This is a genomic window from Pseudomonas arsenicoxydans, from assembly GCF_900103875.1.
Lineage (GTDB): Bacteria > Pseudomonadota > Gammaproteobacteria > Pseudomonadales > Pseudomonadaceae > Aquipseudomonas > Aquipseudomonas arsenicoxydans.
The window spans coordinates 1353321-1377227 of record NZ_LT629705.1; the positions used below are offsets into that span (position 1 = coordinate 1353321).

Genomic DNA, 23907 nt, shown 5'->3' on the forward strand with positions numbered 1-23907 from the left:
CGATAAGCTGCCAGCGGGCGGCAGAGCAGGTAGGATGTACGCCTATTTTAGGGGTGCCATCGTCAATGAAATTCAAGGACCTTCGGGATTTCGTGCAGCAGCTCGAGCAGCGCGGAGAGTTGAAACGCATCCAGATCCCCGTCTCTCCAGTGCTGGAGATGACCGAAGTCTGTGATCGCACGTTACGGGCAAAAGGCCCGGCGCTGCTGTTCGAAAACCCGACCGGGTACGACATCCCGGTCCTGGGCAACCTGTTCGGCACCCCCGAGCGGGTGGCCATGGGCATGGGGGCCGAGGCGGTCAGCGAACTGCGCGAAATCGGCAAGTTGCTGGCGTTCCTCAAAGAACCCGAACCGCCGAAGGGCTTGAAGGATGCCTGGTCCAAATTGCCGATCTTCCGCAAGATCATCGCCATGGCGCCGAAAGTCGTCAAAGACGCGGTGTGCCAGGAAGTGGTGATCGAAGGCGACGACGTCGACCTCGCGATGCTGCCGGTGCAGACCTGCTGGCCCGGCGACGTCGGCCCGCTGATCACCTGGGGCCTGACCGTCACCAAAGGCCCGAACAAGGATCGCCAGAACCTCGGCATCTACCGCCAGCAAGTGATTGGTCGCAATAAAGTGATCATGCGCTGGCTGAGCCACCGTGGCGGCGCGCTGGATTACCGCGAGTGGTGTGAAAAGCATCCCGGCCAGCCGTTTCCGGTGTCCGTGGCACTGGGCGCTGACCCGGCGACCATTCTCGGCGCCGTGACGCCGGTGCCGGACAGCCTCTCCGAATATGCGTTCGCCGGTCTGCTGCGCGGCAACCGCACCGAACTGGTGAAGTGCCGTGGCAACGACCTGCAAGTGCCGGCCACCGCCGAGATCATCCTGGAAGGCGTAATCCATCCGGGCGAGATGGCCGATGAAGGTCCGTATGGCGATCACACCGGTTATTACAATGAAGTCGACAGCTTCCCGGTGTTCACCGTCGAGCGCATCACCCACCGGATCAAACCGATTTATCACAGCACCTACACCGGCCGTCCGCCGGATGAGCCGGCGATTCTGGGCGTGGCGTTGAACGAAGTGTTCGTGCCGATCCTGCAGAAGCAATTCCCCGAAATCACCGACTTCTACCTGCCGCCCGAAGGCTGCTCCTACCGCATGGCCATCGTGACCATGAAGAAGTCGTATCCGGGCCATGCCAAGCGGGTAATGCTCGGTGTCTGGTCGTTTTTGCGACAGTTCATGTACACCAAGTTCGTTATCGTCACGGACGACGACATTAACGCGCGAGACTGGAACGACGTGGTCTGGGCTATCACTACGCGCATGGACCCCAAGCGCGACACGGTGATGATCGACAACACGCCGATCGACTACCTCGACTTCGCCTCGCCGGTCTCCGGCCTGGGGTCGAAGATGGGGCTCGATGCCACGCATAAATGGCCGGGCGAAACCACTCGCGAGTGGGGCCGGGTCATCGTCAAGGACGAAGCCGTGACCCAACGGATCGATGCCATCTGGAATCAGTTAGGAATAGATTGATGCGTGTAACCTTGCAGCCCTCCGGAGCAGTGCTTGAGATATTGCCCGGCGAGCGGATTCTCGATGGCGCGCGGCGCCTGGGCTATGAATGCCCGCAAAGCTGCCGCAACGGCAATTGCCATGTGTGCGCGGCCTTGCTGGTGGAAGGGCGGGTCGAACAGGCCGGCGGTGTGCGCGATCATGGCGAGTTCTACACTTGCATAGCAGAGCCGCTGGAAGACTGCATCGTGCTGTGGGATGGCGTGCTTGCGCTGGGAGAATTGCCGGTGCGCAGCTTGTCGTGTCAGGTCATTGAATGCAGGGACGTCGGCGGGGATACCTTTCGCGTGCATCTGCGAGCGCCGGCCGGCAAGCCGCCGCGTTATCACGCCGGTCAGTATTTGATGATCGAGCGCGAGAACGGCGAGAAATCCGCCTTCTCCCTGGCTTCGGCACCGCACTCGGGGCGCGACCTGGAAATCCATGTGCTGGCGCGCGAAAGCAGTGCGCTGAATCTGATCGAACAACTTCGGCGCAATCCGATGGTGCGAATCGAGATGCCGTTCGGCGATACCCATCTGGCTGAATTGCCTGACGGTCCGCTGGTGCTGATTGCCGCGGGCACCGGCATGGGGCAAATCCACAGCCTGATCGAACATTGCCGCGCCGCCGGCTTCAAGCACCCTGTGCATCTGTATTGGGGCGTGCGTCGACCTGAAGACTTTTATGCCATCGAACATTGGGATGAGTGGCTGAAGCTGCCCAACCTGTTCCTGCATAAAGTCGTCAGCGATCAATGTGGCTGGCAGGGGCGCTGCGGGATGCTGCATGAGGCGGTGTGTGAAGACTTTCCGGACCTCAAAGCCTTGCATGTCTACGCCAGTGGCTCACCGGCCATGGTCTACGGCACGCTGGATGCGTTGGTCGAAGCCGGGATGGATGCTCACCAGATGCGCGCAGACGTTTTTGCGTATGCGCCGCGATCTTGATCCGCGATTTTGATTTGCGATTTTGATTTGCGGTCTGATCCGCGATTTTAAATCGTTATAACTCCCCATATAGCCGATCGGTATTTATAAATTTATATAAATGCCGGTAGGTTATAACTCGTTCAGGCAATTACTTAAAAACAGTGCATGGCACTTAAATTGCCTTAAAACATATGTGCCTTATTGTTACAGCGGTGCGTTCTATTAAGTAATTCTTTATTCGCGGGGAGCTGAACGCTATTCGCCATGAGTGCCATCGAATCTGGATTTTTGAATCTGGCTTACCCTCCGCGGCTCGATCTGGGGCCGCAGCTTACGCACGAACAATTGCTCAGCTCGATGCAATCGACCATGGCGCGCCACAAGGGCGGGCCGGTCTGGCTGTTTGCTTATGGTTCGCTGATCTGGCGCCCCGAATGTCCGGCGGTCGAGCGTGTTCGCGGCCGAGTGCATGGCTACCATCGCGGTTTGTACCTGTGGTCCCACGAACATCGCGGCACCCCCGAAGTGCCAGGGCTGGTCTTTGGTCTGGATCGGGGTGGTTCTTGCAGCGGCTTCGCTTATCGCTTGCCTGAAGAACAACTTGAAGCGTCGCTTTATGCCTTGTGGCAACGCGAAATGCCATTCCCGTCCTATCGCCCACACTGGCTCAACTGCCGTCTCGAAGATGGAAGCCAGGTTCAGGCGTTGGGGTTTGTATTGGAGCGACACCTGCCCAGCTATGCCGGCAACTTGCCGGATCACGTGCTGAGTCATGTGTTCGAAAACGCTTGCGGGCGTTACGGCACCACTCGCGATTATGTCGAGCAGACCGCCAACGCCCTGCGTAGCCACGCCATGCCAGACCGAAATCTGGAGGCGCGGCTCAAGCGCTGCAAGTCAAAAGCTGATCAGGCAATCGCTTCACGGCTCTGACTGGCGACGTTCTGCTACCGTTGGAAATTCGCGGGTTGCTCTGACCCCGGACAATAAAAAAGCGGCCTGGCTAAACCAGGCCGCTTTTTTTTGGCTCAGCGAACCTGAACCACCACTTTGCCGACCGCTTTGCGCTGGCCAAGATCATTGATCGCCTGCGCCGCATTGTTCAGCGGATACACCTGAGACACCAACGGCTTCAACTTGCCTTCGGCAAACCAGCCAAACAGTTGCTGGAAGTTCGCCGCGTTGTCCTGCGGCTGGCGTTGGGCAAAGGAGCCCCAGAAAACTCCGACTATGGCGGCACCCTTGAGCAGCGCCAGGTTCACCGGGAATTCCGGGATCCGTCCGCTGGCGAAGCCGACCACCAGCAGGCGGCCGTTCCAGGCGATGGCGCGCACGGCCTGGTCAAACAGATCGCCGCCGACCGGATCATAAATAACATCGGCGCCCTGGCCGTCGGTCAGGCGCTTGATTTCGTCCTTGAGGCTGGTTTCGCTGTAGTTGATCAGCTCATCGGCGCCGGCAGCCTTGGCCACGGCCAGTTTCTCGGCGCTGCTGGCGGCGGCGATCACGCGGGCGCCCATGGCCTTGCCGATTTCCACCGCAGCCAGGCCGACACCGCCGGAAGCACCGAGCACCAGCAGGGTTTCGCCCGGTTGCAGGTTGGCGCGTTGCTTGAGCGCGTGCATCGAAGTGCCGTAGGTCATGCTGAACGCGGCGGCGGTGTTGAAGTCCATCGACGGCGGAATCGGCAGCACGTTGTAGCCCGGCACCGCGACCTGTTCAGCGAAGCTGCCCCAACCGGTCAGGGCCATGACCCGATCACCGACCTTGAGATGGCTGACCTTCTCACCCACCGCACTGACCACCCCGGCTGCCTCGCCGCCCGGCGAGAACGGGAAGGGCGGCTTGAACTGGTATTTGCCCTCGATGATCAGCGTGTCCGGGAAATTCACCCCGGCGGCGTGCACGTCCAGCAGGATTTCATTCTTCTTCGCGACAGGACTGGCGACGTCTTCCAGCACCAGCGATTCGGCAGGGCCGAAGGCTTTGCACAGCACGGCTTTCATCAGGGCTATTCCTTTGGGAGTGATGGCCGATAAGTGTAGGTGTGTGAGTCGATGGGTCAACGAGCATGCCCGACCCTGATAGTCAGCCATAAGCTTGTGCTTGAGCGGCGGGTCGTTATGCTAGGCCGCAAACCGGATAAGGAGCGAATTGTGAAAGCGTGGATCATGTTGTTGCTGGCCCTGTCTCTGCCTGTGGCAGCGATGGCCGAAGAAGCCAAAGAAGGTGAAGCTCCGAAGGTCAATTACATCACCCTGAGCCCGCCGTTCGTGGGCAATTACGGGTTGGACGGTACGCCGAAGCTTAAGGTCTACAAGGCCGACGTGGCGTTGCGCGTGACCGGTGAGGAGGCCACCAAAGCGGTGAAGGCCAACGAGCCGTTGATCCGCAATCAGTTGGTCGCGTTGTTCGCACAGCAGACTACCGAGGCGATGAACAATGTCGAAGCCAAGGAGAAGCTGCGCCAGGAAGCGCTGAAGCAGACTCAGCAAGTGATGAACGATGAAACCGGCAAGCCGGTGGTTGAGGATTTGTTGTTCAACAACCTGATCATTCAGTAAGCCCTCCGGTTTGCGAGTAGTGCTGTTCACTTAAGATGGTTTTGGGGTTGGGGTTGGGGTTGGGGTTGGGGTTGGGTACATATCCGTTTCTGCGGTAACGGCGGCTTAGGGTTCCGCCCTGACGGCGGGTCACTTGGAGAAGCGCCAAGTAACCAAGCGCTTTTGCCCCTGACGTTCGGTGCCTCGCCTAGGCTCGGCATGCCCTCGCTCCGGTCCTGCTCCGTGGGCCCGCCGCCATCGGCCATCCATGGCCGGGGGCGGCTACCGCGGCATCCTTGCCGCGGTGCCCACTGCGCAGAACCTCCACTCGGCCTCACGAGGGGGCGTGTACCGCCAAAGCAAAGCGAGGCGGCCTACCGGCCGGCCTGGTTCTTCAACGCTTGCGCGTCCTGATCGTTCCCATGCTCTGCGTGGGAATGCATCCCGTGACGCTCCGCGTCACCCTTGCGCAAGACTCAAGTCTGGTGTCGACAGCGGAACGCAGAGCGTCCCCGGCGGCATTCCCACGCGAAGCATGGGAACGATCAACGACAAGATCAACAGCATCGCGAGCAGGCTCACTCCCACATAAAGCGGACCGGCGCACGGCTTTTGCTCCTCACCACTCATCAGGCCGAGCGTTAGCTCGCCTTCCGCTTTTGATCTTGATCTTGATCTGCCCCATCGGAAGGCCGAACGCAGGTTCTGCGCAGTGGGCAACCCGGCATGGATGCCGGGTTAGCCGCCCCCGGCCATGGATGGCCGATGGCGGCGGGCCCACGGAGCAGGACCGGAGTGCGGGAATGCCGAGCCACAGCGAGGCACCGTACGTCAGGGGCGCTGGCGCTTGGTTACTTGGCGCTCTTCCAAGTGACCCGCCGTAAAGGCGGAACCAATAGCCGCCGTGACCGCAGAAACGGATATGTACCCAACCCCAACCCCAACCCCAAAACCGCCACCATTCAAGACGCCAGGCTCTTGCGAAACCGCATCAACGCAATCGCAAAGAACAGCAGCCCAATAGCAGTCAATGCCAACAGGTCCGGCCAGACCACACTCAGCCCGGCGTCGCGAAACAGAATGGCGGCGCCAAGGCTGACGAAATGCGTTGATGGCGAACCCTGCATCACCCATTGCAGCCATTGCGGCATGCTGTCGAGCGGCGTGCTGCCACCGGACAGCAACAGCATCGGAATGATTACCGGAATGGCCAGCAGGCCGAATTGCGGCGTCGAGCGGGCCAGGGTCGCGAGGAAAATTCCCAGCGCCGTACTGGCGAACAGATAAACCGCGGTGACCATCAAAAACAGGCTCATCGAGCCCGCCAATGGCACGCCCAATGCGCCCTTGACGATCACTTCCAGCGAAATCCAGGTGCATACCACGACCACCAGCATGTTGCTCCAGATTTTCGCCAGCATGATTTCCAACGCGGTCAACGGCAGCACCAGCAAGTGATCGAGGGTGCCATGTTCACGCTCGCGCAGCAGTGCCGTGCCGGTCAGGATGATGGCCAGGATGGTGATGTTGTTGACGATCTGAATCACCGCCAGGAACCAGCCACCCTCCAGATTGGTATTGAACAGCGAGCGAGTAGTCAGCAGGACCGGTGCCTGGCTGGCGGGATCGTTTTGCCCACCGTAATTGAGCAGCTCGCGCTGGAAGATCCGCCCGATGTAACCCGCGCCCATGAACGCCTGGCTCATGGCCGTGGCATCTACGTTCACTTGTACCGCCGGTTGGCGACCGGCCAACAGATCCGCCTGGAAATTCACCGGCACATTGATCACGAAGGTGTATTTCCCGCTGTCCATGACCTGATCGAGTTGCCCGTAAGGCAGCAGCACCGGTCGTTGGAACTCCGGCGGTTGCAGGGCTTGCGCCAGTTGGCGTGACAGGTGGCTGTGATCTTCGTCCACCATCGCGACGCTGGCGTTGTGCACGCCAATCACCGAACCGGCGGCCGGCATGTAGATCGCCACGGTAAAGGCATAGAACAGGAACACCAGCAACACGCTGTCATGCCGCAGGCTGGTCAGCTCCTTGAGGCCGAGCCGAAAAATATGCGCAAGCTTGTGCATCAGGCCTCCTGCTTTTTCAGCATCACCAGGCTCAGCCCGGTGAAGGCGAGAAAGAACCCGAACAGCGCCAGGCACTGAGGCCATAACTGTCGCAGGTCGAGCGCTTTGGTGAAGGTGCCGACGGCGATATCGAGAAAATAGCCGGCCGGAAACAACATCCCCATCACTGCGGCGGCGCCTTCCAGGGAGGAGCGTGGCACGATCAGCCCGGAAAACTGGATAGTCGGCAGGCTGGTGATGATCATCGTGCCGAGGATGGCGGCGATCTGGGTGCGGGTGAATGCCGAGATCAGCAGGCCCATGCTAGTGGTTGCCAGCACATACAGCAGCCCACCGAAGGCCAGGGTCAGGCCGCTGCCCTTGAACGGTACGCCGAACAACCAGCGGTTCATGGCCGTCAGCACGGCCAGGTTGATCAGGCTGACCGCCAGGTAGGGCGCTTGTTTACCGAGCAGGAACTCCAGGCGTGTCAGCGGCGTGGCGTAGAAGTTGGTGATCGACCCCAGCTCTTTTTCCCGCACGATTCCCAGTGCAGTGAGCATGGCCGGAATGAAGGCGAGAATCAGCGCCATCACCCCGGGACCGATGGCGTTAACGCTGACGACATCCTGGTTGTAGCGGAATCGGGTTTGCAGTGAGGCCGCGGCTTGTCGATTCAGCGCAGGGCTGCTCTGTTCGGCCAGCTGTTCAATGTTGGCCTGATGCACCGCCTCCACGTAATTGCGGCTGGTCTCCGCCCGAAACGGCATGCCGCCATCGAGCCAGGCTGCCACGGCCGGTTGACGTCCGGCGTACAAGTCCCGGCCAAAACCTGGCGGTACTTCCAGCGCCAATTTGATTTCCGAGCGTTGAAGGCGTCGATGCAGCTCCTTCGTGTCGCGAATCGGCGCTTGTTCGGCGAAGTATCGCGAGCTGCGGAACGCTTCCAGATAGGTGCGGCTTTGCGGCGTCTGGTCCTGATCGAACACGGCGAAAGCGAGTTTCTCCACGTCCAGGGAAATCCCGTAGCCGAAGATCACCATCATGAAGATCGCCCCGAGCAAGGCGAACGCCATCCGCACTTTATCGCGCAGCAACTCCTTGGCTTCACGGCTGGCCACTGCCACCAGGCGTGCGAAACTGAAACCACGCTCCTTCATCGGCGGGGGTGGTGCGACGGTGGCTTCGGCGGGCGCCGCAGGCGTCGGTGTTTCGCTTGAACCTTGGGCCTGTTCCAGGCAAGTGACAAACGCGGCTTCCAGCGTTTCACCCTTGAACTGTTGTTGCAAAGCCGCCGGGGTGTCACAGGCCAGCACCTTGCCAGCGTGCATGAACGAGATACGGTCGCAGCGTTGGGCTTCATTCATGAAATGCGTGGAGAGGAAAATGGTCACGCCTTGCTCGCGAGACAGTTCGATCAGCAACCGCCAAAAGTCGTCTCGCGCGGCCGGATCCACGCCGGAAGTTGGTTCGTCGAGGATCAGCACTTCCGGGCGATGCAATACCGCCACGGCCAGCGACAGTCGCTGACGCAAACCCAGGGGCAGCGCGCCGGACGGCTGATCGGCGACGCTGTCCAGGTTGAAGCGTTGGATGAGTTCATCAATGCGTCGGGCGCTGTCGGTCTTGGGCAAATCGAACAGTCGCGCATGCAAGTCCAGGTTCTGTCGCACGCTGAGTTCGCCATACAGCGAGAAACTCTGGGACATGAAACCGACCCGTTTGCGGGTGGCCAGGTCCTTGGCGTTTACCGGATTGCCCAGCAGGGTGGCGCTGCCTTCAGTGGCGGGCATCAACCCGGTGAGGACTTTCATGGTAGTGGTCTTGCCGCAGCCGTTGGAGCCGAGAAATCCGAAAATCTCACCGCGCCCGATGGCGAAGCTGACGTTATCCACTGCGGTGAAATCGCCGAAACGCAAGGTCAGGCCGTGGGCCTCGATGGCGATGTCCGTGCTGGCGCCGGTCCTGGGTGGTATCACCAGCGGCAGATTGTCGTGGCCGCTGGCGCCTTGAAAGTGAGTGAACGCTTCGTCGAGTTTGCCGCTGGGCGTCGCGGCGGCCAATTCGCTGCTCAGTCCCGTGGCAATCAGTTTGCCGCCGTCGAGCATCAGGCAATGTTCAAATTGCTCGGCTTCTTCCATATACGCGGTGGCGACCAGCAACGTCAGTTGCGGGCGTTGGCGGCGAACGTCGTCGACCAACTCCCAGAAGCGTCGGCGGGACAAGGGGTCTACGCCGGTCGTCGGTTCGTCGAGAATCAGCAGGTCCGGCTCATGGATCAACGCGCAACACAGCCCGAGTTTCTGTTTCATGCCGCCTGACAGCTTGCCCGCCGGGCGATCGGCGAACCGCAGCAAATCGGTGGCCAGCAACAGGCTGTGCATGCGCTCATCGAATTCGGCTTTCGACAGGCCGAACAGGGTGGCGAAAAAGTGGATGTTTTCGCTGATCGACAAATCAGGGTAAAGGTTGCCGCCCAAGCCTTGGGGCATGAAGGCGATTCGGGCATAGAGACTTGTGCGGTGACGGCGATCCTGGATCGAGCCACCCAACACTTCCAGTTGACCGTCCTGCAGGGTTTTTACGCCTGCGATCAGTCCCAGCAAGCTCGACTTGCCGGCCCCATCGGGCCCGATCAACCCGCAGCGGGTGCCCGCCGGCAGGCTGAACTGGATGTCACTGAGCGCGTGCTGCTTGCCGTAACGGTGGTTGATGCCGGTCGCTTGCAGCGCCAGGACGGTCATTGCAGGTTGGCCGGCCAGTTGATCGGCGCAGTGCGCACGTAACCGGCGCCCGGCATGCCCGGTTTAGCCTGGGGCAGGGCGCTCGGATCGGTCAGGCGCAACTTGACGCGAAACACCAGTTTTTGCCGCTCGTCGCGCGTCTCGACTTCCTTGGGGGTGAATTGCGACTTGGCCGCGACGAAGCTGATTTTTGCCGGCAGTGGATGGTCGGGCAGGGCGTCGAGGAGGATCCGCGCTTCTTCGCCGACCGCCAGGCGTCCGGTGATGGAGGCCGAGAGGTAAAGGTTCATGTATTGGTCGCTGGGGTCGATCAGCAACAGCACCCGTCCGCCGGCGCCCAGCACTTCGCCGGGTTCGGCCATGCGCAACTGGATCACCCCGTCGATGGGCGCGCGCAGGCTGCTGTCATCGATTTCGCTGGTCAACATGGCAACTTGGGCCTGCGCCGCTCCGATCGCTGCGCCGACCGCCGAGACTTGCGCTCGGGCCGCTGCGACGGCTGCACCGCCGGTGTCCAGGCGGGCTTGTTGCTGATCAATGATCTGGCCGCTTACGAAACCGTGTTTGAACAGTTCCTGAGACCGTTTGAGTTCCTGTTGAGCGAGCAGTTGCTCACTCTGGCGCAGTTGCACGTTGGCCTGGGCGGCGGAGAGGTTTTCCCGGGCGCGCAACACCTCGGCTTGCGCCTGATCACGCTGGGCTTCTAGTGTGCGGGTGTCCATCCGGGCCAGCAGTTGGCCTTTGCTGACCTTATCGCCTTCATTGACCAGCACTTCGGCCAGTCGGCCAGGTGTTTTGCTGGCGATCTGCACTTCCGTGGCCTCGAGCCGGCCGTTGCCGACATACAAACCTTCGGGCAACCGGTCATGCATCGACTTCCAGTAACCGAAGCCCCCGGCGGCCAGCAGTAAAACCAGCAAAGAACTGGCGAAAAGAATCGAAGAGCGGCTGTGTGTCGACATGCTGGCATCCTGCGGCTATAGCGTCCTAGTCTGGCAGAGCAAACGCCGGGGCGAGTTGATGCCAGTCAACTGGGACACAGGCTAACCCGGTTCCGCGCGCAAAAGTGATGGCGAAGTAGTTTAGATTTTTTAGCGTAGATCGAGAACGGCCGCCCACTGCTCGGCGGTCACCGGCATGACCGACAATCTAGAGCCTTTCTGCACCAGCGGCATCTGCTCCAACGCCGTCTGCTGCTTCAGATAATCGAGCTTCAACACCTTGGCGAACGTCTCGACATGCGCGACATCAATGGCGCTCCAGGCGTTTTTTTCTGCGCTGGCCTTCGGGTCGTAGTAATGACTTTCGGGCTCCAGTGCCGTCGGGTCCGGATACGCGGCTTCGACAATCTTGCCGATTCCGGCAATCCCGGGCTCGGGGCAGCTGGAGTGATAGAAGAAAAACTCGTCGCCCACCGCCATTGCACGCAAAAAGTTGCGCGCCTGATAGTTGCGAACCCCGTCCCAGCGCGCTCGACCCAGCTTCTCGAGGTCTTTGATCGAGAGCTCGTCGGGTTCGGATTTCATCAGCCAGTAGGCCATCGTTTTTGCTCCTTGCGAGGTCGGTGGGCAAGTTGTCCGGCAATTTTATGACAAACCGACGGTCGGTTGACGCCAGCGTTTGCGTGTCAGTTCACGTTGTCGCAAAATGCCGGCCTTCTAAGCTTGACGCTGCTGCACGGCCTACAACGGAAACCGCTGCTGTCATCGTGTTGATGTGCCTTTGGGGGGCTATCGATGAAACGCAAACCGGATTTACTATGGATTTTGGTTATTTTGTTCGGCCTCGGCGTCGTGACCACTGGCTATGCCCAAAGCTTGTGGAGCAACAAGACTGACGCGCCAATCGAAATCGCCCAGCAAAAAACACCCTCGGCATTCAAGCGCTGAACCCGTCTTTGGACGCCGCTGATACCAGTGGCGTCTAGCCTGCGAAATACCACGACCTGTCTGTCACCGTTCCTTGCAACGGCACATCCCAGCTCGCTTGAGCCAATCGTTCGACTTTCTGACATTCATGGGCCAGTCCCAGCAGCGTTGGCTTGCGCCAGGTTTGGCGGCGCGCCATATAGGCCAGGCTTCGATCGTAGAAGCCACCGCCCATGCCGAGACGTCCGCCGACGTCGTCAAACCCTACCAATGGCAGCAGTACCAGGTCCAGCGCCCATACCTTGCGTTGCCGGGCGATATTGGCCCGGGGTTCAAGAATGCGGAAACGGTTGGGTTTGAGTGTCTCGCCGGGACGGATTCGCTGGAACACCATTTTGGTCCGCGGCCAGGCACTGAGCACCGGCAGATACGTCGCCTTGCCCCGGCGTTGCGCGGCGCGCAGCAACAGGCGCGGATCGATTTCACCGTCGGTGGGCAGATACAGGGAGATGTGTTTTGCGCGGCGAAACAATGGCTGCTGGGCCAGTTGCTTGTACAACCCGCGAGCTGCCTGGCGTTGCTGACTGGGCGTCAGTGCGCGGCGGGCCTTGCGCAGCATGCGTCGAAGTTGCGGGCGGGGTAGCAGCGCAGGTTCGTTCATGGATTCAGGCTTCGGCAGGACGAGTACATAAAGCGTACCCGTAAAAAAGCCGATGCCGGTAATTAAACCGGCATCGGACACAAATCAGGCTCCCCGGATGAACCGCTGCTGACTTAGCCCTTGAACCCGAAAGTTCAAGGTGGAAGAAGCAGTAGGCTTTAAGGCTTTCCGTCTAGCGGACATGCACACCAGCCCAACGTGCAACTTCCAGGGTAGTGCGAATCGGCTCAGGGACGTGGTCAACTGGCAAGCACCCCAGGGAGTGATGCGAGTATAACCCAAGCCGTCCGCCGAATCAGCCCTTGGTGACATCCGGATCAGTGGCGAGCACCAGATCGACGCGATCGAGCAGGTCGCGAACCTGCTCGCGGGTCGAGCCGCTGGCCTGCACATCCGGGCGTTCTTCTTTGTTGTGCAGAAGATCGTGGGTGATGTTCAGTGCGGCCATCACGGCAATACGGTCGGCGCCGATGACTTTGCCGCTGCTGCGGATTTCGCGCATCTTGCCGTCCAGATAACGGGCGGCGCTCACCAGATTGCTGCGCTCCTCTTGCGGGCAGATGATCGAATATTCTTTATCGAGGATCTGCACGGTAACGCTATTGCTTGAACTCATGAGTCTTGCTCCAGGGCCTTGAGGCGCGAAATCATTGATTCGACCTTACGCCGGGCGATTTCGTTCTTTTCAATGAGGTGAGCGCGTTCCTCGCGCCAGGTTTTTTCCTGAGCTAATAGGAGTCCGTTTTGACTCTTTAGTTGCTCGACCCGATTAATTAGCAGTTCGAGTCTTGCCATCAGCGCTTGCAGGTCGGTGTCTTCCATTGTGTCCACTGAATAGTCTGATGGGTGGTAACGGGCGGACAGCCTTTAATAGTCTTGGCGAGTCTGTCGATGTAGGATACAAGGCCTTCATTCTAGACATAGCGCCGTCTGGCGCCTAGCTGCCCATGCCCATTCAGAATTCTCCGTATCAAGCCTTCGCCACCCTGCTGACTTCCAGCGGTCATAACGTCTCGCCTGCCGAACTGCACGGCCTGTTGCTCGGTCGCAGTTGCGCCGGTGCAGGCTTCGACGCCGAAGGATGGCTGGTTGATGCTGCCGAACTGCTCGAAAACGAGCCACAGGACAATGTCCGCAACGCCCTGATCGGCTTGCAGGAGATGGTCAAGGGTGAGCTCACAGGCGACGACGTGACCGTTGTTCTGCTGCTGCCGACCGATGACGAACCGCTGGCTGACCGTGCCGTTGCACTGGGCCAATGGTGCCAGGGTTTCCTCAGCGGTTTCGGCCTTAACTGCCGTGACAGCAGCATGCTGAGCACCGAGGCCACCGAAGTGTTGCAGGACCTGGCAGCGATTTCCCAGGTGCAAGATGCCCTGGAAGAGTCCGAGGACGGTGAAAGCGACTACATGGAAGTGATGGAATACCTGCGGGTTGCACCGTTGCTGCTGTTCTCCGAGACCAAAAAAGCAGATGCGCCGGCCGCGGCCAAACCGTCGCTGCATTAATCGTTTGCCAGGGAAAGCCATCTGCCCATGATTCATATCCCGAAATCGGAATACAGCCGTCGCCGCAAGGCCTTGATGGCGCAGATGGAACCCAACAGCATTGCCATCCTGCCCGCCGCCGCGGTGGCCATCCGCAACCGCGACGTCGAGCATGTCTACCGCCAGGACAGCGACTTCCAGTACCTCAGCGGTTTCCCCGAGCCTCAAGCCGTCATCGTCCTGATGCCTGGCCGAGAGCACGGCGAATACGTGCTGTTCTGCCGTGAACGCAACGCCGAGCGCGAGTTGTGGGACGGTCTGCGTGCCGGTCAGGAAGGCGCGATCCGCGACTTCGGCGCTGACGACGCGTTCCCGATCACCGACATCGACGACATCCTGCCGGGCCTGATCGAAGGGCGCGACCGGGTGTATTCGGCCATGGGCAGCAACCCGGAATTCGACCGTCACCTGATGGACTGGATCAACGTGATCCGCTCTAAAGCGCACCTCGGCGCGCAGCCACCGAACGAATTCGTTGCCCTGGATCATCTGCTTCACGACATGCGCCTGTATAAATCGGCGGCAGAAGTGAAGGTGATGCGCGAAGCCGCGCGGATATCCGCCCAGGCGCACATCCGCGCCATGCAGGCCAGCCGGGCCGGGCTGCACGAGTTCAGCCTCGAAGCCGAACTCGATTACGAGTTCCGCAAGGGCGGGGCGAAGATGCCGGCGTACGGTTCGATCGTTGCGTCGGGGCGCAACAGCTGCATCCTGCATTACCAGGAGAATGACGCGGTGCTCAAGGATGGCGATCTGGTGCTGATCGATGCCGGTTGCGAGATCGACTGCTATGCCAGCGACATCACCCGCACCTGGCCGGTCAACGGCAAGTATTCACCTGAGCAGAAGGCGATCTACGAGTTGGTGCTGGCGTCCCAGGAAGCCGCATTCGCCGAGATCGCCCCGAACAAACACTGGAATCAGGCGCACGAAGCCACGGTCCGGGTGATTACCGCCGGTCTGGTGAACTTGGGCCTGTTGCAAGGCGACGTCGACGAGCTGATCGCCAGCGAAGCCTATAAAGCATTTTATATGCACCGCGCCGGCCACTGGCTGGGCATGGATGTGCATGACGTCGGCGATTACAAGGTCGGCGGCGAATGGCGCGTGCTGGAAGTCGGCATGGCGCTGACCGTTGAACCGGGGATCTACATCTCTCCGGACAACCAGAACGTAGCGAAGAAATGGCGCGGCATTGGCGTGCGCATCGAGGACGACGTGGTAGTGACCAAAACCGGTTGTGAAATCCTGACCAACGGCGTGCCGAAAACCGTCGCCGAGATCGAGGCCTTGATGGCCGCTGCACGGGCACACGCGGCATGAGTCGAGTCAATCTGGCGATTATCGGTGGCGGCCTGGTGGGCGCCAGTCTGGCGTTGGCCCTGCAGGCCGGAGCCAAGGCACGCGGCTGGAAGATCGTACTGATCGAACCGTTTGCTCCCGGCCACACTTATCAGCCGAGCTATGACGCCCGTTCTTCGGCGTTGTCCTACGGTGCCAAGCAGATTTATCAACGGTTGGGCGTGTGGCAGGAAATCTCCCGTCGCGCCGAGCCGATCAAGCAGATTCATGTCTCCGACCGTGGACGTTTTTCCACCGCGCGCTTGTCCGCGATGGAAGAAGGCGTTCCGGCGCTAGGTTATGTGGTGGAAAACGCCTGGCTAGGCCAATGCCTCTGGCAAGGCCTGGACAAGGACGTGGTCACTTGGCGTTGCCCGGCAGAAGTGACACGCATGGAGCCGTTGACCGACGGCTATCGCCTGACCCTCAACGACGAAACCACCCTGGAATGCGACCTTGCGGTGTTGGCCGATGGCGGCCGTTCCGGCCTGCGCGAGCAGTTGGGGATCGGCATCAGGAAGCGCCCGTACAACCAGAGCGCCCTGATCGCCAATATCACCCCGAGTGAAGCCCACAACGGCATGGCGTTCGAGCGTTTTACCGACGACGGTCCGATGGCATTGCTGCCGCTGCCGGAAAACCGCTGCGCCCTGGTCTGGACCCGCCAGGGGATGGACGCGCAACGGTTGGCGGCGCTCGATGAGCGCAGCTTTCTCAGTGAGTTGCAGGGCGTGTTCGGTTATCGCCTGGGCACCTTGAAACAGGTGGGCGCGCGGCATCTGTACCCGCTGACGCTGATCGAGGCCGAAGAGCAGGTGCGCCCGCACCTGGCAATTCTTGGCAACGCCGCCCACAGCCTGCACCCGATTGCCGGCCAGGGTTTCAACCTGTCCCTGCGCGATGCCCAGGCATTGGCCGATGCCTTGTTGGCCAGCGAGACAGCCCCCGGCGACTTTGCGACCTTGCAGGCTTACCGCGAGCGCCAGCGTCTGGATCAGAACCTCACGGTGGGTTTCTCCGATCAGGTCACCCGATTGTTTGGCAGCACCCAGCCGCTGGTTTCGCTGGGCCGCAACATCGGCTTGCTCGGCCTCGATCTGCTGCCTCCGGCCAAGCGCTGGTTCGCTCGACAAGCCATGGGGCTGGGTACGCGTCCCGATGCTTAAGTGGCTGACCGACACGTTCGGCAAAGCGCGGTTGATGCGCTGGTTCATGACCTTCTACCCGCCGTATCTGGGGGCCGGGGTTCGGGTTCAGCACATCAGTGATGATTTTCGGGACATCAAAGTGTCCATGGGCTTGAGCTGGTACAACCGCAATTACGTCGGCACCCAGTTTGGCGGCAGCCTGTATTCGATGGTCGACCCGTTTTTCATGCTGATGCTGATGGAAAACCTCGGGCACCGTTACATCGTCTGGGACAAGGCCGCCGACATCGATTTCATCACGCCGGGCAAAGGCCCGGTATTCGCCCGTTTCACGATCGACGACACCTTGCTCGACGAGATCCGCCGGCAGACGGCCAATGGCGAAAAATACCTGCCGCAATTGCAGGTCGATATTCATGACGGCGCCGGTCAACTGGTGGCGCGTGTCGGAAAAACCCTTTACGTGCGGCGCAAGCCGCAAGCGAGACAGGCTTAAAGCATGGAAATGCGCGCAGATCTGCTGATTGTCGGGGCCGGAATGGTCGGCAGCGCCTTGGCGCTGGCGTTGCAGGACAGCGGGCTGGAAGTGTTGCTGCTCGATGGCAGCCCGATGAGCGTCAAACCCTTCGACGGGCAAGCGCCGTTCGAGCCGCGGGTGAGCGCCTTGTCGGCTGCCAGCCAACGGATTCTCGAGCGCCTCGGCGTGTGGGACGGCATCGCCAACCGGCGCAGCAGCCCGTACACCGACATGCATGTCTGGGACGGCAGCGGCACCGGACAAATCCATTTCTCGGCTGCCAGCGTGCATGCCGATGTGCTCGGGCATATCGTCGAGAACCGCGTGGTTCAGGACGCCTTGCTCGATCGTTTGCACGACTGCGACCTGGGGATGCTGGCCAATGCGCGACTTGAGCAGATGCGTCGTTCCGGCGATGACTGGCTGCTGACCCTTGCCGATGGCCGTACGTTGCGTGCGCCACTGGTCATTGCGGCCGATGGCGCCAACTCAGCCGTGCGGCGCCTGACGGGCGTGGCAACGCGGGAGTGGGATTATCTGCATCACGCGATCGTCACCAGCGTGCGCAGCTCCAGACCGCATCAAATGACTGCGTGGCAGCGCTTCACGGACAACGGCCCGCTGGCGTTTCTACCGTTGGACCGCGACGGTCAACAGGATTGGTGCTCGATCGTCTGGTCGACCACGCCAAGCGAAGCGGAGCGCTTGATGAAGCTGGACGATGATGCGTTCTGCCTTGAGCTTGAGCGAGCCTTTGAAGGCCGGCTCGGCACGGTCCAAAGCGCCGATCCGCGTCTGTGCGTGCCGCTGCGCCAGCGTCATGCCAAGCGGTACGTGGCCGAGGGCCTGGCATTGATCGGCGACGCCGCCCACACCATCCACCCGCTGGCCGGGCAGGGCGTCAACCTGGGCTTCCTCGATGCCGCCGTCCTCGCCGAAGTGCTGTTGCAGGCGGCAGAACGTGGCGAGCGGTTGGCGGATGTGAAAGTGCTCAGTCGCTATGAGCGTCGGCGCATGCCCCACAACCTGGCGTTGATGGCGGCGATGGAAGGCTTCGAGCGCTTGTTCCAGGCCGATCCGTTGCCGGTTCGCTGGTTGCGTAACGCTGGCTTGAAGATGGTCGATCAAATGCCCGAGGCAAAGGCACTGTTTGTGCGCGAGGCGTTGGGGTTGATCGGGGACTTGCCGGCGCTGGCCAAGGCCTGACATTTTTGCGTGGCTGAAGGTGCCTCCTTGTCCTGGCCGTGCAACATCTGGTAACTCCTCCGCGAACTGTTCGATTGAGAAGCTAAATGTGAGTCCTTATCATTTGGCTTCATTATTTCAATCGTGAGATCGCTCCCATGTTGGCACCGAAGCGTCTACTGACCGCACTCGCCCTGACCCTGATTGGCAGCACCGCTGCCCAGGCCGCTGACGAGGTGGTGGTTTACTCCTCGCGTATCGACGAGCTGATCAAACCGGTCTTCGATGCCTACACCGCGAAAACCGGTGTGCAGGTGAAGTTCATCACTGACAAGGAAGCGCCGCTGATGCAGCGCATCAAGGCCGAGGGCGAGAACGCCACCGCCGACTTGTTGCTCACCGTTGATGCCGGCAACCTCTGGCAGGCCGAGCAGATGGGTATCCTGCAACCGTTCACCTCCAAGGTGATCGACGCCAACATCCCGCTGCAATACCGATCTTCCGCCCATGCCTGGACCGGCTTGAGCCTGCGCGCGCGGACCATCGCTTATTCCACTGATCGGGTGAAGCCGGGCGAGCTCACGACCTACGAAGGTCTGGCCGACAAGAACTGGGAAGGACGCCTATGCCTGCGCACGGCGAAGAAGGTCTACAACCAGTCCCTGACCGCCACCATGATCGAAGTGCATGGCGCCGACAAAACCGAGAAGATCCTCAAGGGCTGGGTTAACAACCTGTCCACCGACGTCTTCTCCGACGACATCGCGGTACTGGAAGCCATCAATGCGGGCCAGTGCGACGTCGGCATCGTCAACACGTACTACTACGGCCGTCTGCACAAGCAGAAACCTGACTTGGCGGTAAAGCTGTTCTGGCCGAACCAGGGTGATCGTGGCGTGCACGTCAACCTGTCGGGCATCGGCCTGACCAAGCATGCACCGCATCCAGCAGCCGCCAAAGCCTTGGTCGAGTGGATGACCACACCTGAAGCGCAGCGGATCTTCGCTGACGTGAACCAGGAATTCCCGGCCAACCCTGAGGTTCAGCCCTCCACGGAAGTCGCGAGCTGGGGCAAGTTTGTGGCGGATACCTTGCCAGTGGAAATTGCCGGCAAGCGCCAGGCCGAAGCGATTCGCATGATGGATCGGGCTGGCTGGAACTGAAGATCAAGAGATCGCAGCCTCGTTTTACTCGACAGCTCCTACAGGGGTACACCATCCCGATGTAGGAGCTGTCGAGTGAAACGAGGCTGCGATCTTTTGCGTCACCCCTACACTCCACGATTTTCCGCGAGAGACCTTTCTTGGCCCACCCCGCCCAACGCCGCTGGTATCCCCTGGTCTTCGCCATCGCCGCGCTGGTCCTGCTGCCACTGAGTGTTCTGTTTCTTTCCTGGCAGACCATCGATCATCAAATCTGGTCCCACCTCTGGGATACCCAGATGCCGCGCTTGCTGGGCAACACGCTGACCCTGGTACTTGGCGTCGGTGTCGGCGTAACGCTGCTGGGCGTCAGCCTCGCCTGGCTCACCAGCCTCTGCGAATTCCCCGGCCGGCGCTGGCTGGATTGGGCATTGATGCTGCCCTTCGCCATTCCTGCCTACGTACTGGCGTTTGTCTTTGTCGGCCTGCTGGATTTCGCCGGCCCCGTGCAAACCCTGATGCGCGAATGGTTCGGCAGCGGCCTGCGGCTGCCGCGAGTGCGCTCCACCGGCGGCGTAATCATCGTTTTGGTGCTGGTGTTCTATCCCTATGTTTACCTGCTGGCGCGCAGCGCGTTCCTGGCCCAGGGCAAAGGCTTGATGGAAGCGGCGCGGGTCTTGGGACAATCCCCGTGGCAGGCCTTCTGGCGCGTCGCCTTGCCGATGGCGCGCCCAGCCATCGGCGCCGGTGTGGCGCTGGCGTTGATGGAAACCCTGGCGGATTTCGGTGCGGTGTCGGTGTTCAACTTCGATACGTTTACGACCGCGATCTACAAAACCTGGTACGGGTTCTTCAGCCTCTCCAGCGCCACACAACTGGCCAGCCTGTTGCTGTTAGTAGTGATGCTGGTGCTGTATGGCGAACGCAGGGCACGCGGGGCCAATCGGGCGAGTAACGAACGGCCACGGGTCAAGGCGCTGTATCACCTGCGCGGTTTTAAAGCCGTGGCTGCCATGAGCTGGTGCGGTTTGGTGTTCGCCTGTGCCTTCGTCATTCCGATGCTGCAACTGATGGTGTGGTTCTGGCAGCGCGGACGCTTCGATCTGGATGAGCGCTACGCCGCACTGATCGTTCACACTTTGTACCTGGGTGGCATGGCGGCGTTGATCACCGTCAGCGTTGCCCTGGTGCTGGCGTTTGCCCGACGCCTGGCGCCGACCCGGGCGATCCGTATCGGGGTCAGCCTGGCCAATCTCGGCTATGCGCTGCCGGGTTCTGTGCTGGCGGTGTCGATCATGCTGGCGTTCAGTTATCTGGACCGGGAACTGGTGATTCCGCTATCAGGCTGGCTCGGCGGAGCAGGCAAGCCGCTGCTGCTGGGCAGTCTGTCGGCCTTATTGCTGGCCTATCTGGTGCGTTTCATTGCCGTGGCTTATGGGCCGCTGGAAAGCAGCCTGGCGCGAATACGGCCATCTTTGCCCGAAGCAGCACGTAGTCTTGGGGTCAGTGGGCCACGACTGTTTTTCAAAGTGTATCTGCCGTTATTGCTGCCCGGCACCTTGAGTGCAGCGCTTCTGGTGTTCGTCGACGTGCTCAAGGAAATGCCCGCGACCCTGCTGATGCGCCCGTTTGGCTGGGACACGCTGGCCGTACGGATATTTGAAATGACCAGCGAAGGGGAGTGGGCGAGGGCTTCGCTGCCGGCCTTGACCCTGGTTTTGGTCGGGCTTCTACCGGTCATCGGATTGATTCGACGTTCGGCGCATCGAAACGCCTAGGTGCCAGTCCTACACCTTGAGGCTACAATGCGCGGCATTCGGTGCGGTCCGTCCTTCGGACCCGGTAGCTGAGATCGGCTGCAAGCCTTGTATTTCAAGGCTTTCAGTGGTCAAGCACCTTCCCGCACCTTCGCCACGCCCGGAAGGAGAAACCCATGGGACAGCGTACGCCTCTGTATGACCTTCATCTCGCCCTCGGCGCGAAGATGGTCGATTTTGGCGGTTGGGATATGCCTTTGCATTACGGCTCGCAGGTCGAGGAACACCATCAGGTGCGCCGCGATTGCGGGGTATTCGACGTATCCCACATGACCGTGATCGATGTCAGCGGCGCCCAGGCCAAAGCCTGGCTCCAGCATTTGCTGGCCAATGATGTCGCGCGCCTGCACAGCCCCGGCCGTGCCTTGTACAGCACCATGCTCAATGAGCGTGGCGGTATCGTCGACGACATGATCGTCTACCGTCTCGAGGACGGTTATCGGCTGGTGGTCAACGCCTCCACCCGCAATCAGGACCTCGCCTGGATGCAGGCTCATCTCGACGGTTTCGATGTGCAGCTCAACGAGCGCTCCGAATTGGCAATGCTGGCCATTCAGGGCCCCCATGCCCGGCATAAAATCTCCGAACTGGTGACCCAGTCCCGCAGCAACCTGATCCAGATGCTCAAGCCCTTCGAAGGGCTGGCCGACGGTGACTGGTTCATCGCGCGCACCGGTTACACCGGCGAAGACGGGCTGGAAATCGTCCTGCCGGCCAATCAGGCACCGGGTTTCTTCAACGATCTGGTGGGCGCCGGGATCTCACCAATCGGCTTGGGCGCGCGCGACACCTTGCGCGTGGAAGCCGGCATGAACCTGTACGGCCAGGACATTCATCAAGACGTTTCACCACTGGCCTCGAACATGGCGTGGAGCATTGCCTGGGAACCGGCCACGCGCCAGTTCATCGGTCGCACTGCCCTGGAAGCCGAGCGGGCGGGTGGCGTTCAGCACAAACTGGTCGGTCTGGTCCTTGAGGAGCGTGGTGTTTTGCGCGCTCATCAAGTGGTCCGCATCGCCAATGTTGGCGAAGGAGAGATCACCAGTGGTAGTTTCTCTCCTACGCTTAGCAAGTCGATAGCACTGGCGCGCGTGCCGATGGCAACTGCCGACCGCGCAGAAGTGGAAATCCGTGGCAAGTGGTACCCGGTCCGAGTGGTCAAACCGACCTTCGTACGCCATGGCAAAACCTTGATCTAACCTTTTTTGGCGGGCAACGACCGCTGACAATTTTCTTGAGGACACAGAACATGAGCGATATTCCTGCCGACCTGCGTTTTGCCGAAAGTCACGAATGGGCCCGTCTGGAAGCCGATGGCACCGTTACCGTGGGCATCAGCGATCACGCTCAGGAAGCCTTGGGCGACGTGGTATTCGTTGAACTGACCGAAGTCGGCAAAGTGTTTGCTGCCGAAGATCAAGCCGGCGTGGTGGAGTCGGTTAAAGCCGCCTCTGACATCTACTCACCGATTGCCGGTGAAGTGATCGCGGTCAACGAAGAACTGAGCGGGTCGCCTGAATTGCTCAACTCCGACCCGTACGGCGCCTGGATCTTCAAGCTGAAGCCAAACAACGCCGCCGATCTGGACAAGCTGCTCGATGCTGCAGGCTACAAAGCCGCCATCGGCGAGTAACCTCCAGACAAACAAAAGCCTCGATCACTCGAGGCTTTTTTTTGGATTTTTTTCAGGCGGCTCGCAAAACCGTCTTCACCGCTGCCACCGATCGCTCGACATCCGCTTTGCTCATGGCCGTAAACATCGGCAGGGAAACAATCAGGCGCCCAACCCGTTCTGCTACCGGAAACATGCCTTCCTTGAATCCGCGCTCGCGGTAAAGGCTCAGCAGATGAATCGGCGGGTAGTGATAGCCAATACCGACACCCAATGCCTGCATCTGCTCCATGAACGTGGCCCGTGCCGCGAGGCCATCCTTACGCTCCGGCAGCACCAGCTGGAATAAATGCCAATTGCTGTTCTCGAAATCTGCCGGGGGCAGTTGAGCGCCGTATTGGGCTTCGAAGTCCTCGCCAAAGCAGGCGAAATAGTGCTTGGCCAGCTCACGGCGATGAGCCGTAATCGCCTCGATGTGAGCAAACTGACCCAGGCCAATAGCCGCTGCGACATCGGTCATGTTGAATTTGCCGCCCAACACATCCACGTCCAGCCCATCGAAACCAGTGCGGGTAACACCCTGTAATCGGTACTTTTCCGCCAGTCGGACTTCTTCGGCCGTGTTCAGCACCAGGCAACCGCCCTCCGAAGAGGTGACGTTTTTGTTTGCCTGGAAACTGAAGGACACGAAGTCGCCAGTTGCGCCGATGCGCTGTCCATTCCAGCTCGAGCCCAGCGCCTGGGCCGCGTCTTCAACTACCCGTAAACCGTGTTTTTTAGCCAGAGCGTAAAGGCGCGTCATGTCCACCGGCAGCCCGGCGAGGTACACCGGGATAATGGCTTTGGTGCGCGGGGTAATGGCGGCTTCAAGCTGATCCAGGTCGATGTTGCGAGTGATCGGGTCGATGTCGGCAAACACTGGCGTGGCACCGACCTCCAGAATCACGTTGGCGGTGGCTACCCAGGAGATCGGCGTGGTGATGACTTCATCGCCCGGTCCGATCCCGGCGATGCGCAAGGCGATTTCCATGGTGCAGGTGCCGGAGTTGAAGGTGCGCACTGTGCGCCCACCGAAATATTCCGAGAGTTGCGCTTCAAAGGCCTGAACCTTGGGGCCGCTGGTAATCCAGCCTGAACGCAAGACATCGCCGACAGCGGCGATTGTGGCCTCATCAATGGTGGGTTTGGAGAAGGGCAGAAAAGGCAGTTGGCTCATAAGTATGGACACCGATCAGCGGAC

23 protein-coding genes and 1 other RNA gene are annotated in these 23907 nt (G+C 60.5%); 14 read left to right on the forward strand and 10 right to left on the reverse strand.

All coding sequences use genetic code 11. The features are described from left to right. Positions 1-65: 65 nt before the first annotated feature. From ubiD to BLQ41_RS06085, 3 genes are all read left to right on the forward strand, one after another. Positions 66-1532, forward strand: a complete 1467-nt coding sequence (ubiD, locus tag BLQ41_RS06075; protein ID WP_090178251.1) for a 4-hydroxy-3-polyprenylbenzoate decarboxylase — start codon at positions 66-68, stop codon at positions 1530-1532. Then, the gene (locus BLQ41_RS06080; RefSeq protein ID WP_090178254.1) at positions 1532-2500 is read left to right on the forward strand and encodes a CDP-6-deoxy-delta-3,4-glucoseen reductase; all 969 of its coding nucleotides are present in this window, start codon (positions 1532-1534) and stop codon (positions 2498-2500) included. Before ubiD ends, BLQ41_RS06080 begins: the two co-directional genes overlap by 1 nt. A gap of 246 nt (positions 2501-2746) precedes the next feature. After that, positions 2747-3415: a gamma-glutamylcyclotransferase gene (locus tag BLQ41_RS06085; protein ID WP_090178257.1), complete on the forward strand. Its 669-nt coding sequence runs from the start codon at positions 2747-2749 to the stop codon at positions 3413-3415. A 95-nt stretch (positions 3416-3510) separates the two neighbouring features. Here BLQ41_RS06085 and BLQ41_RS06090 read toward each other — a convergent pair whose 3' ends face one another. Further along, on the reverse strand, positions 3511-4488 hold the full coding sequence (locus tag BLQ41_RS06090; RefSeq protein ID WP_090178259.1) for an NADPH:quinone oxidoreductase family protein: 978 nt from the start codon (positions 4486-4488) through the stop codon (positions 3511-3513). Positions 4489-4638: 150 nt separating this feature from the next. On the opposite strand from BLQ41_RS06090, the gene BLQ41_RS06095 reads away from it, so the two are divergent. Then, positions 4639-5046, forward strand: coding sequence for a flagellar basal body-associated protein FliL (locus BLQ41_RS06095; protein ID WP_038980837.1), 408 nt, complete (start codon positions 4639-4641; stop codon positions 5044-5046). A 941-nt stretch (positions 5047-5987) separates the two neighbouring features. Here BLQ41_RS06095 and BLQ41_RS06105 read toward each other — a convergent pair. From BLQ41_RS06105 to BLQ41_RS06120, 4 genes are all read right to left on the reverse strand, one after another. Next, on the reverse strand, positions 5988-7106 hold the full coding sequence (locus tag BLQ41_RS06105) for an ABC transporter permease (RefSeq protein ID WP_090178264.1): 1119 nt from the start codon (positions 7104-7106) through the stop codon (positions 5988-5990). Beyond that, complete coding sequence (gene rbbA / locus BLQ41_RS06110) at positions 7106-9829, reverse strand: ribosome-associated ATPase/putative transporter RbbA (protein WP_090178266.1); 2724 nt, start codon at positions 9827-9829, stop codon at positions 7106-7108. The genes BLQ41_RS06105 and rbbA overlap by 1 nt, the downstream gene beginning before the upstream one ends. Beyond that, the gene (locus tag BLQ41_RS06115) at positions 9826-10791 is read right to left on the reverse strand and encodes an HlyD family secretion protein (RefSeq protein ID WP_090178269.1); all 966 of its coding nucleotides are present in this window, start codon (positions 10789-10791) and stop codon (positions 9826-9828) included. Before BLQ41_RS06115 ends, rbbA begins: the two co-directional genes overlap by 4 nt. Before the next feature lie 129 nt (positions 10792-10920). Further along, entirely contained in the window at positions 10921-11370 is a 450-nt protein-coding gene (locus BLQ41_RS06120; RefSeq protein WP_090178272.1) for an EVE domain-containing protein, read from the reverse strand. A gap of 195 nt (positions 11371-11565) precedes the next feature. Between BLQ41_RS06120 and BLQ41_RS30640 the strand changes: the two genes are divergently transcribed. Continuing rightward, positions 11566-11718, forward strand: coding sequence for a hypothetical protein (locus tag BLQ41_RS30640; protein WP_090178276.1), 153 nt, complete (start codon positions 11566-11568; stop codon positions 11716-11718). A 34-nt stretch (positions 11719-11752) separates the two neighbouring features. Here BLQ41_RS30640 and BLQ41_RS06130 read toward each other — a convergent pair whose 3' ends face one another. From BLQ41_RS06130 to BLQ41_RS06145, 4 genes are all read right to left on the reverse strand, one after another. Further along, the gene (locus BLQ41_RS06130; protein WP_090188393.1) at positions 11753-12358 is read right to left on the reverse strand and encodes a 5-formyltetrahydrofolate cyclo-ligase; all 606 of its coding nucleotides are present in this window, start codon (positions 12356-12358) and stop codon (positions 11753-11755) included. 86 nt (positions 12359-12444) lie between these two features. Then, a non-coding RNA gene (ssrS, locus tag BLQ41_RS06135) (6S RNA) lies at positions 12445-12623 on the reverse strand. A 30-nt stretch (positions 12624-12653) separates the two neighbouring features. Next, positions 12654-12974 (reverse strand): cell division protein ZapA, encoded by a 321-nt coding sequence (locus BLQ41_RS06140; RefSeq protein ID WP_090178279.1) that lies wholly within the window; start codon positions 12972-12974, stop codon positions 12654-12656. Continuing rightward, entirely contained in the window at positions 12971-13180 is a 210-nt protein-coding gene (locus BLQ41_RS06145; RefSeq protein ID WP_003213954.1) for a TIGR02449 family protein, read from the reverse strand. Before BLQ41_RS06145 ends, BLQ41_RS06140 begins: the two co-directional genes overlap by 4 nt. A gap of 125 nt (positions 13181-13305) precedes the next feature. Here BLQ41_RS06145 and BLQ41_RS06150 point away from each other — a divergent pair, with 125 nt between their 5' ends. The 9 genes from BLQ41_RS06150 to gcvH all read left to right on the forward strand — a co-directional run bounded on the left by BLQ41_RS06150 (position 13306) and on the right by gcvH (position 22688). Beyond that, a complete protein-coding gene (locus BLQ41_RS06150; protein WP_090178283.1) occupies positions 13306-13866 on the forward strand; it encodes a YecA/YgfB family protein in 561 nt (186 codons plus the stop codon). Positions 13867-13893: 27 nt separating this feature from the next. Next, on the forward strand, positions 13894-15228 hold the full coding sequence (pepP, locus tag BLQ41_RS06155) for a Xaa-Pro aminopeptidase (RefSeq protein ID WP_090178285.1): 1335 nt from the start codon (positions 13894-13896) through the stop codon (positions 15226-15228). After that, positions 15225-16412: a 2-octaprenyl-6-methoxyphenyl hydroxylase gene (gene ubiH / locus BLQ41_RS06160; RefSeq protein WP_090178287.1), complete on the forward strand. Its 1188-nt coding sequence runs from the start codon at positions 15225-15227 to the stop codon at positions 16410-16412. The genes pepP and ubiH overlap by 4 nt, the downstream gene beginning before the upstream one ends. After that, positions 16405-16890 (forward strand): DUF4442 domain-containing protein, encoded by a 486-nt coding sequence (locus BLQ41_RS06165; RefSeq protein ID WP_090178291.1) that lies wholly within the window; start codon positions 16405-16407, stop codon positions 16888-16890. Before ubiH ends, BLQ41_RS06165 begins: the two co-directional genes overlap by 8 nt. 9 nt (positions 16891-16899) lie before the next feature. Then, complete coding sequence (locus tag BLQ41_RS06170; protein WP_167360523.1) at positions 16900-18117, forward strand: 2-octaprenyl-3-methyl-6-methoxy-1,4-benzoquinol hydroxylase; 1218 nt, start codon at positions 16900-16902, stop codon at positions 18115-18117. 137 nt (positions 18118-18254) lie between these two features. After that, positions 18255-19259 carry an extracellular solute-binding protein gene (locus tag BLQ41_RS06175; RefSeq protein WP_090178300.1) on the forward strand — a complete coding sequence of 335 codons (1005 nt, stop codon included), beginning with the start codon at positions 18255-18257 and terminating at the stop codon, positions 19257-19259. Between the two features lie 140 nt (positions 19260-19399). Next, positions 19400-21016: an ABC transporter permease gene (locus BLQ41_RS06180; RefSeq protein ID WP_090178302.1), complete on the forward strand. Its 1617-nt coding sequence runs from the start codon at positions 19400-19402 to the stop codon at positions 21014-21016. A gap of 155 nt (positions 21017-21171) precedes the next feature. After that, on the forward strand, positions 21172-22254 hold the full coding sequence (gcvT, locus tag BLQ41_RS06185; protein ID WP_090178305.1) for a glycine cleavage system aminomethyltransferase GcvT: 1083 nt from the start codon (positions 21172-21174) through the stop codon (positions 22252-22254). Positions 22255-22304: 50 nt separating this feature from the next. After that, positions 22305-22688: a glycine cleavage system protein GcvH gene (gene gcvH / locus BLQ41_RS06190; RefSeq protein ID WP_090178308.1), complete on the forward strand. Its 384-nt coding sequence runs from the start codon at positions 22305-22307 to the stop codon at positions 22686-22688. Positions 22689-22740: 52 nt separating this feature from the next. Here the strand turns inward: gcvH and BLQ41_RS06195 are convergent, their stop codons facing one another. Then, on the reverse strand, positions 22741-23883 hold the full coding sequence (locus BLQ41_RS06195; RefSeq protein ID WP_090178311.1) for a DegT/DnrJ/EryC1/StrS family aminotransferase: 1143 nt from the start codon (positions 23881-23883) through the stop codon (positions 22741-22743). Positions 23884-23907 lie beyond the last annotated feature (24 nt).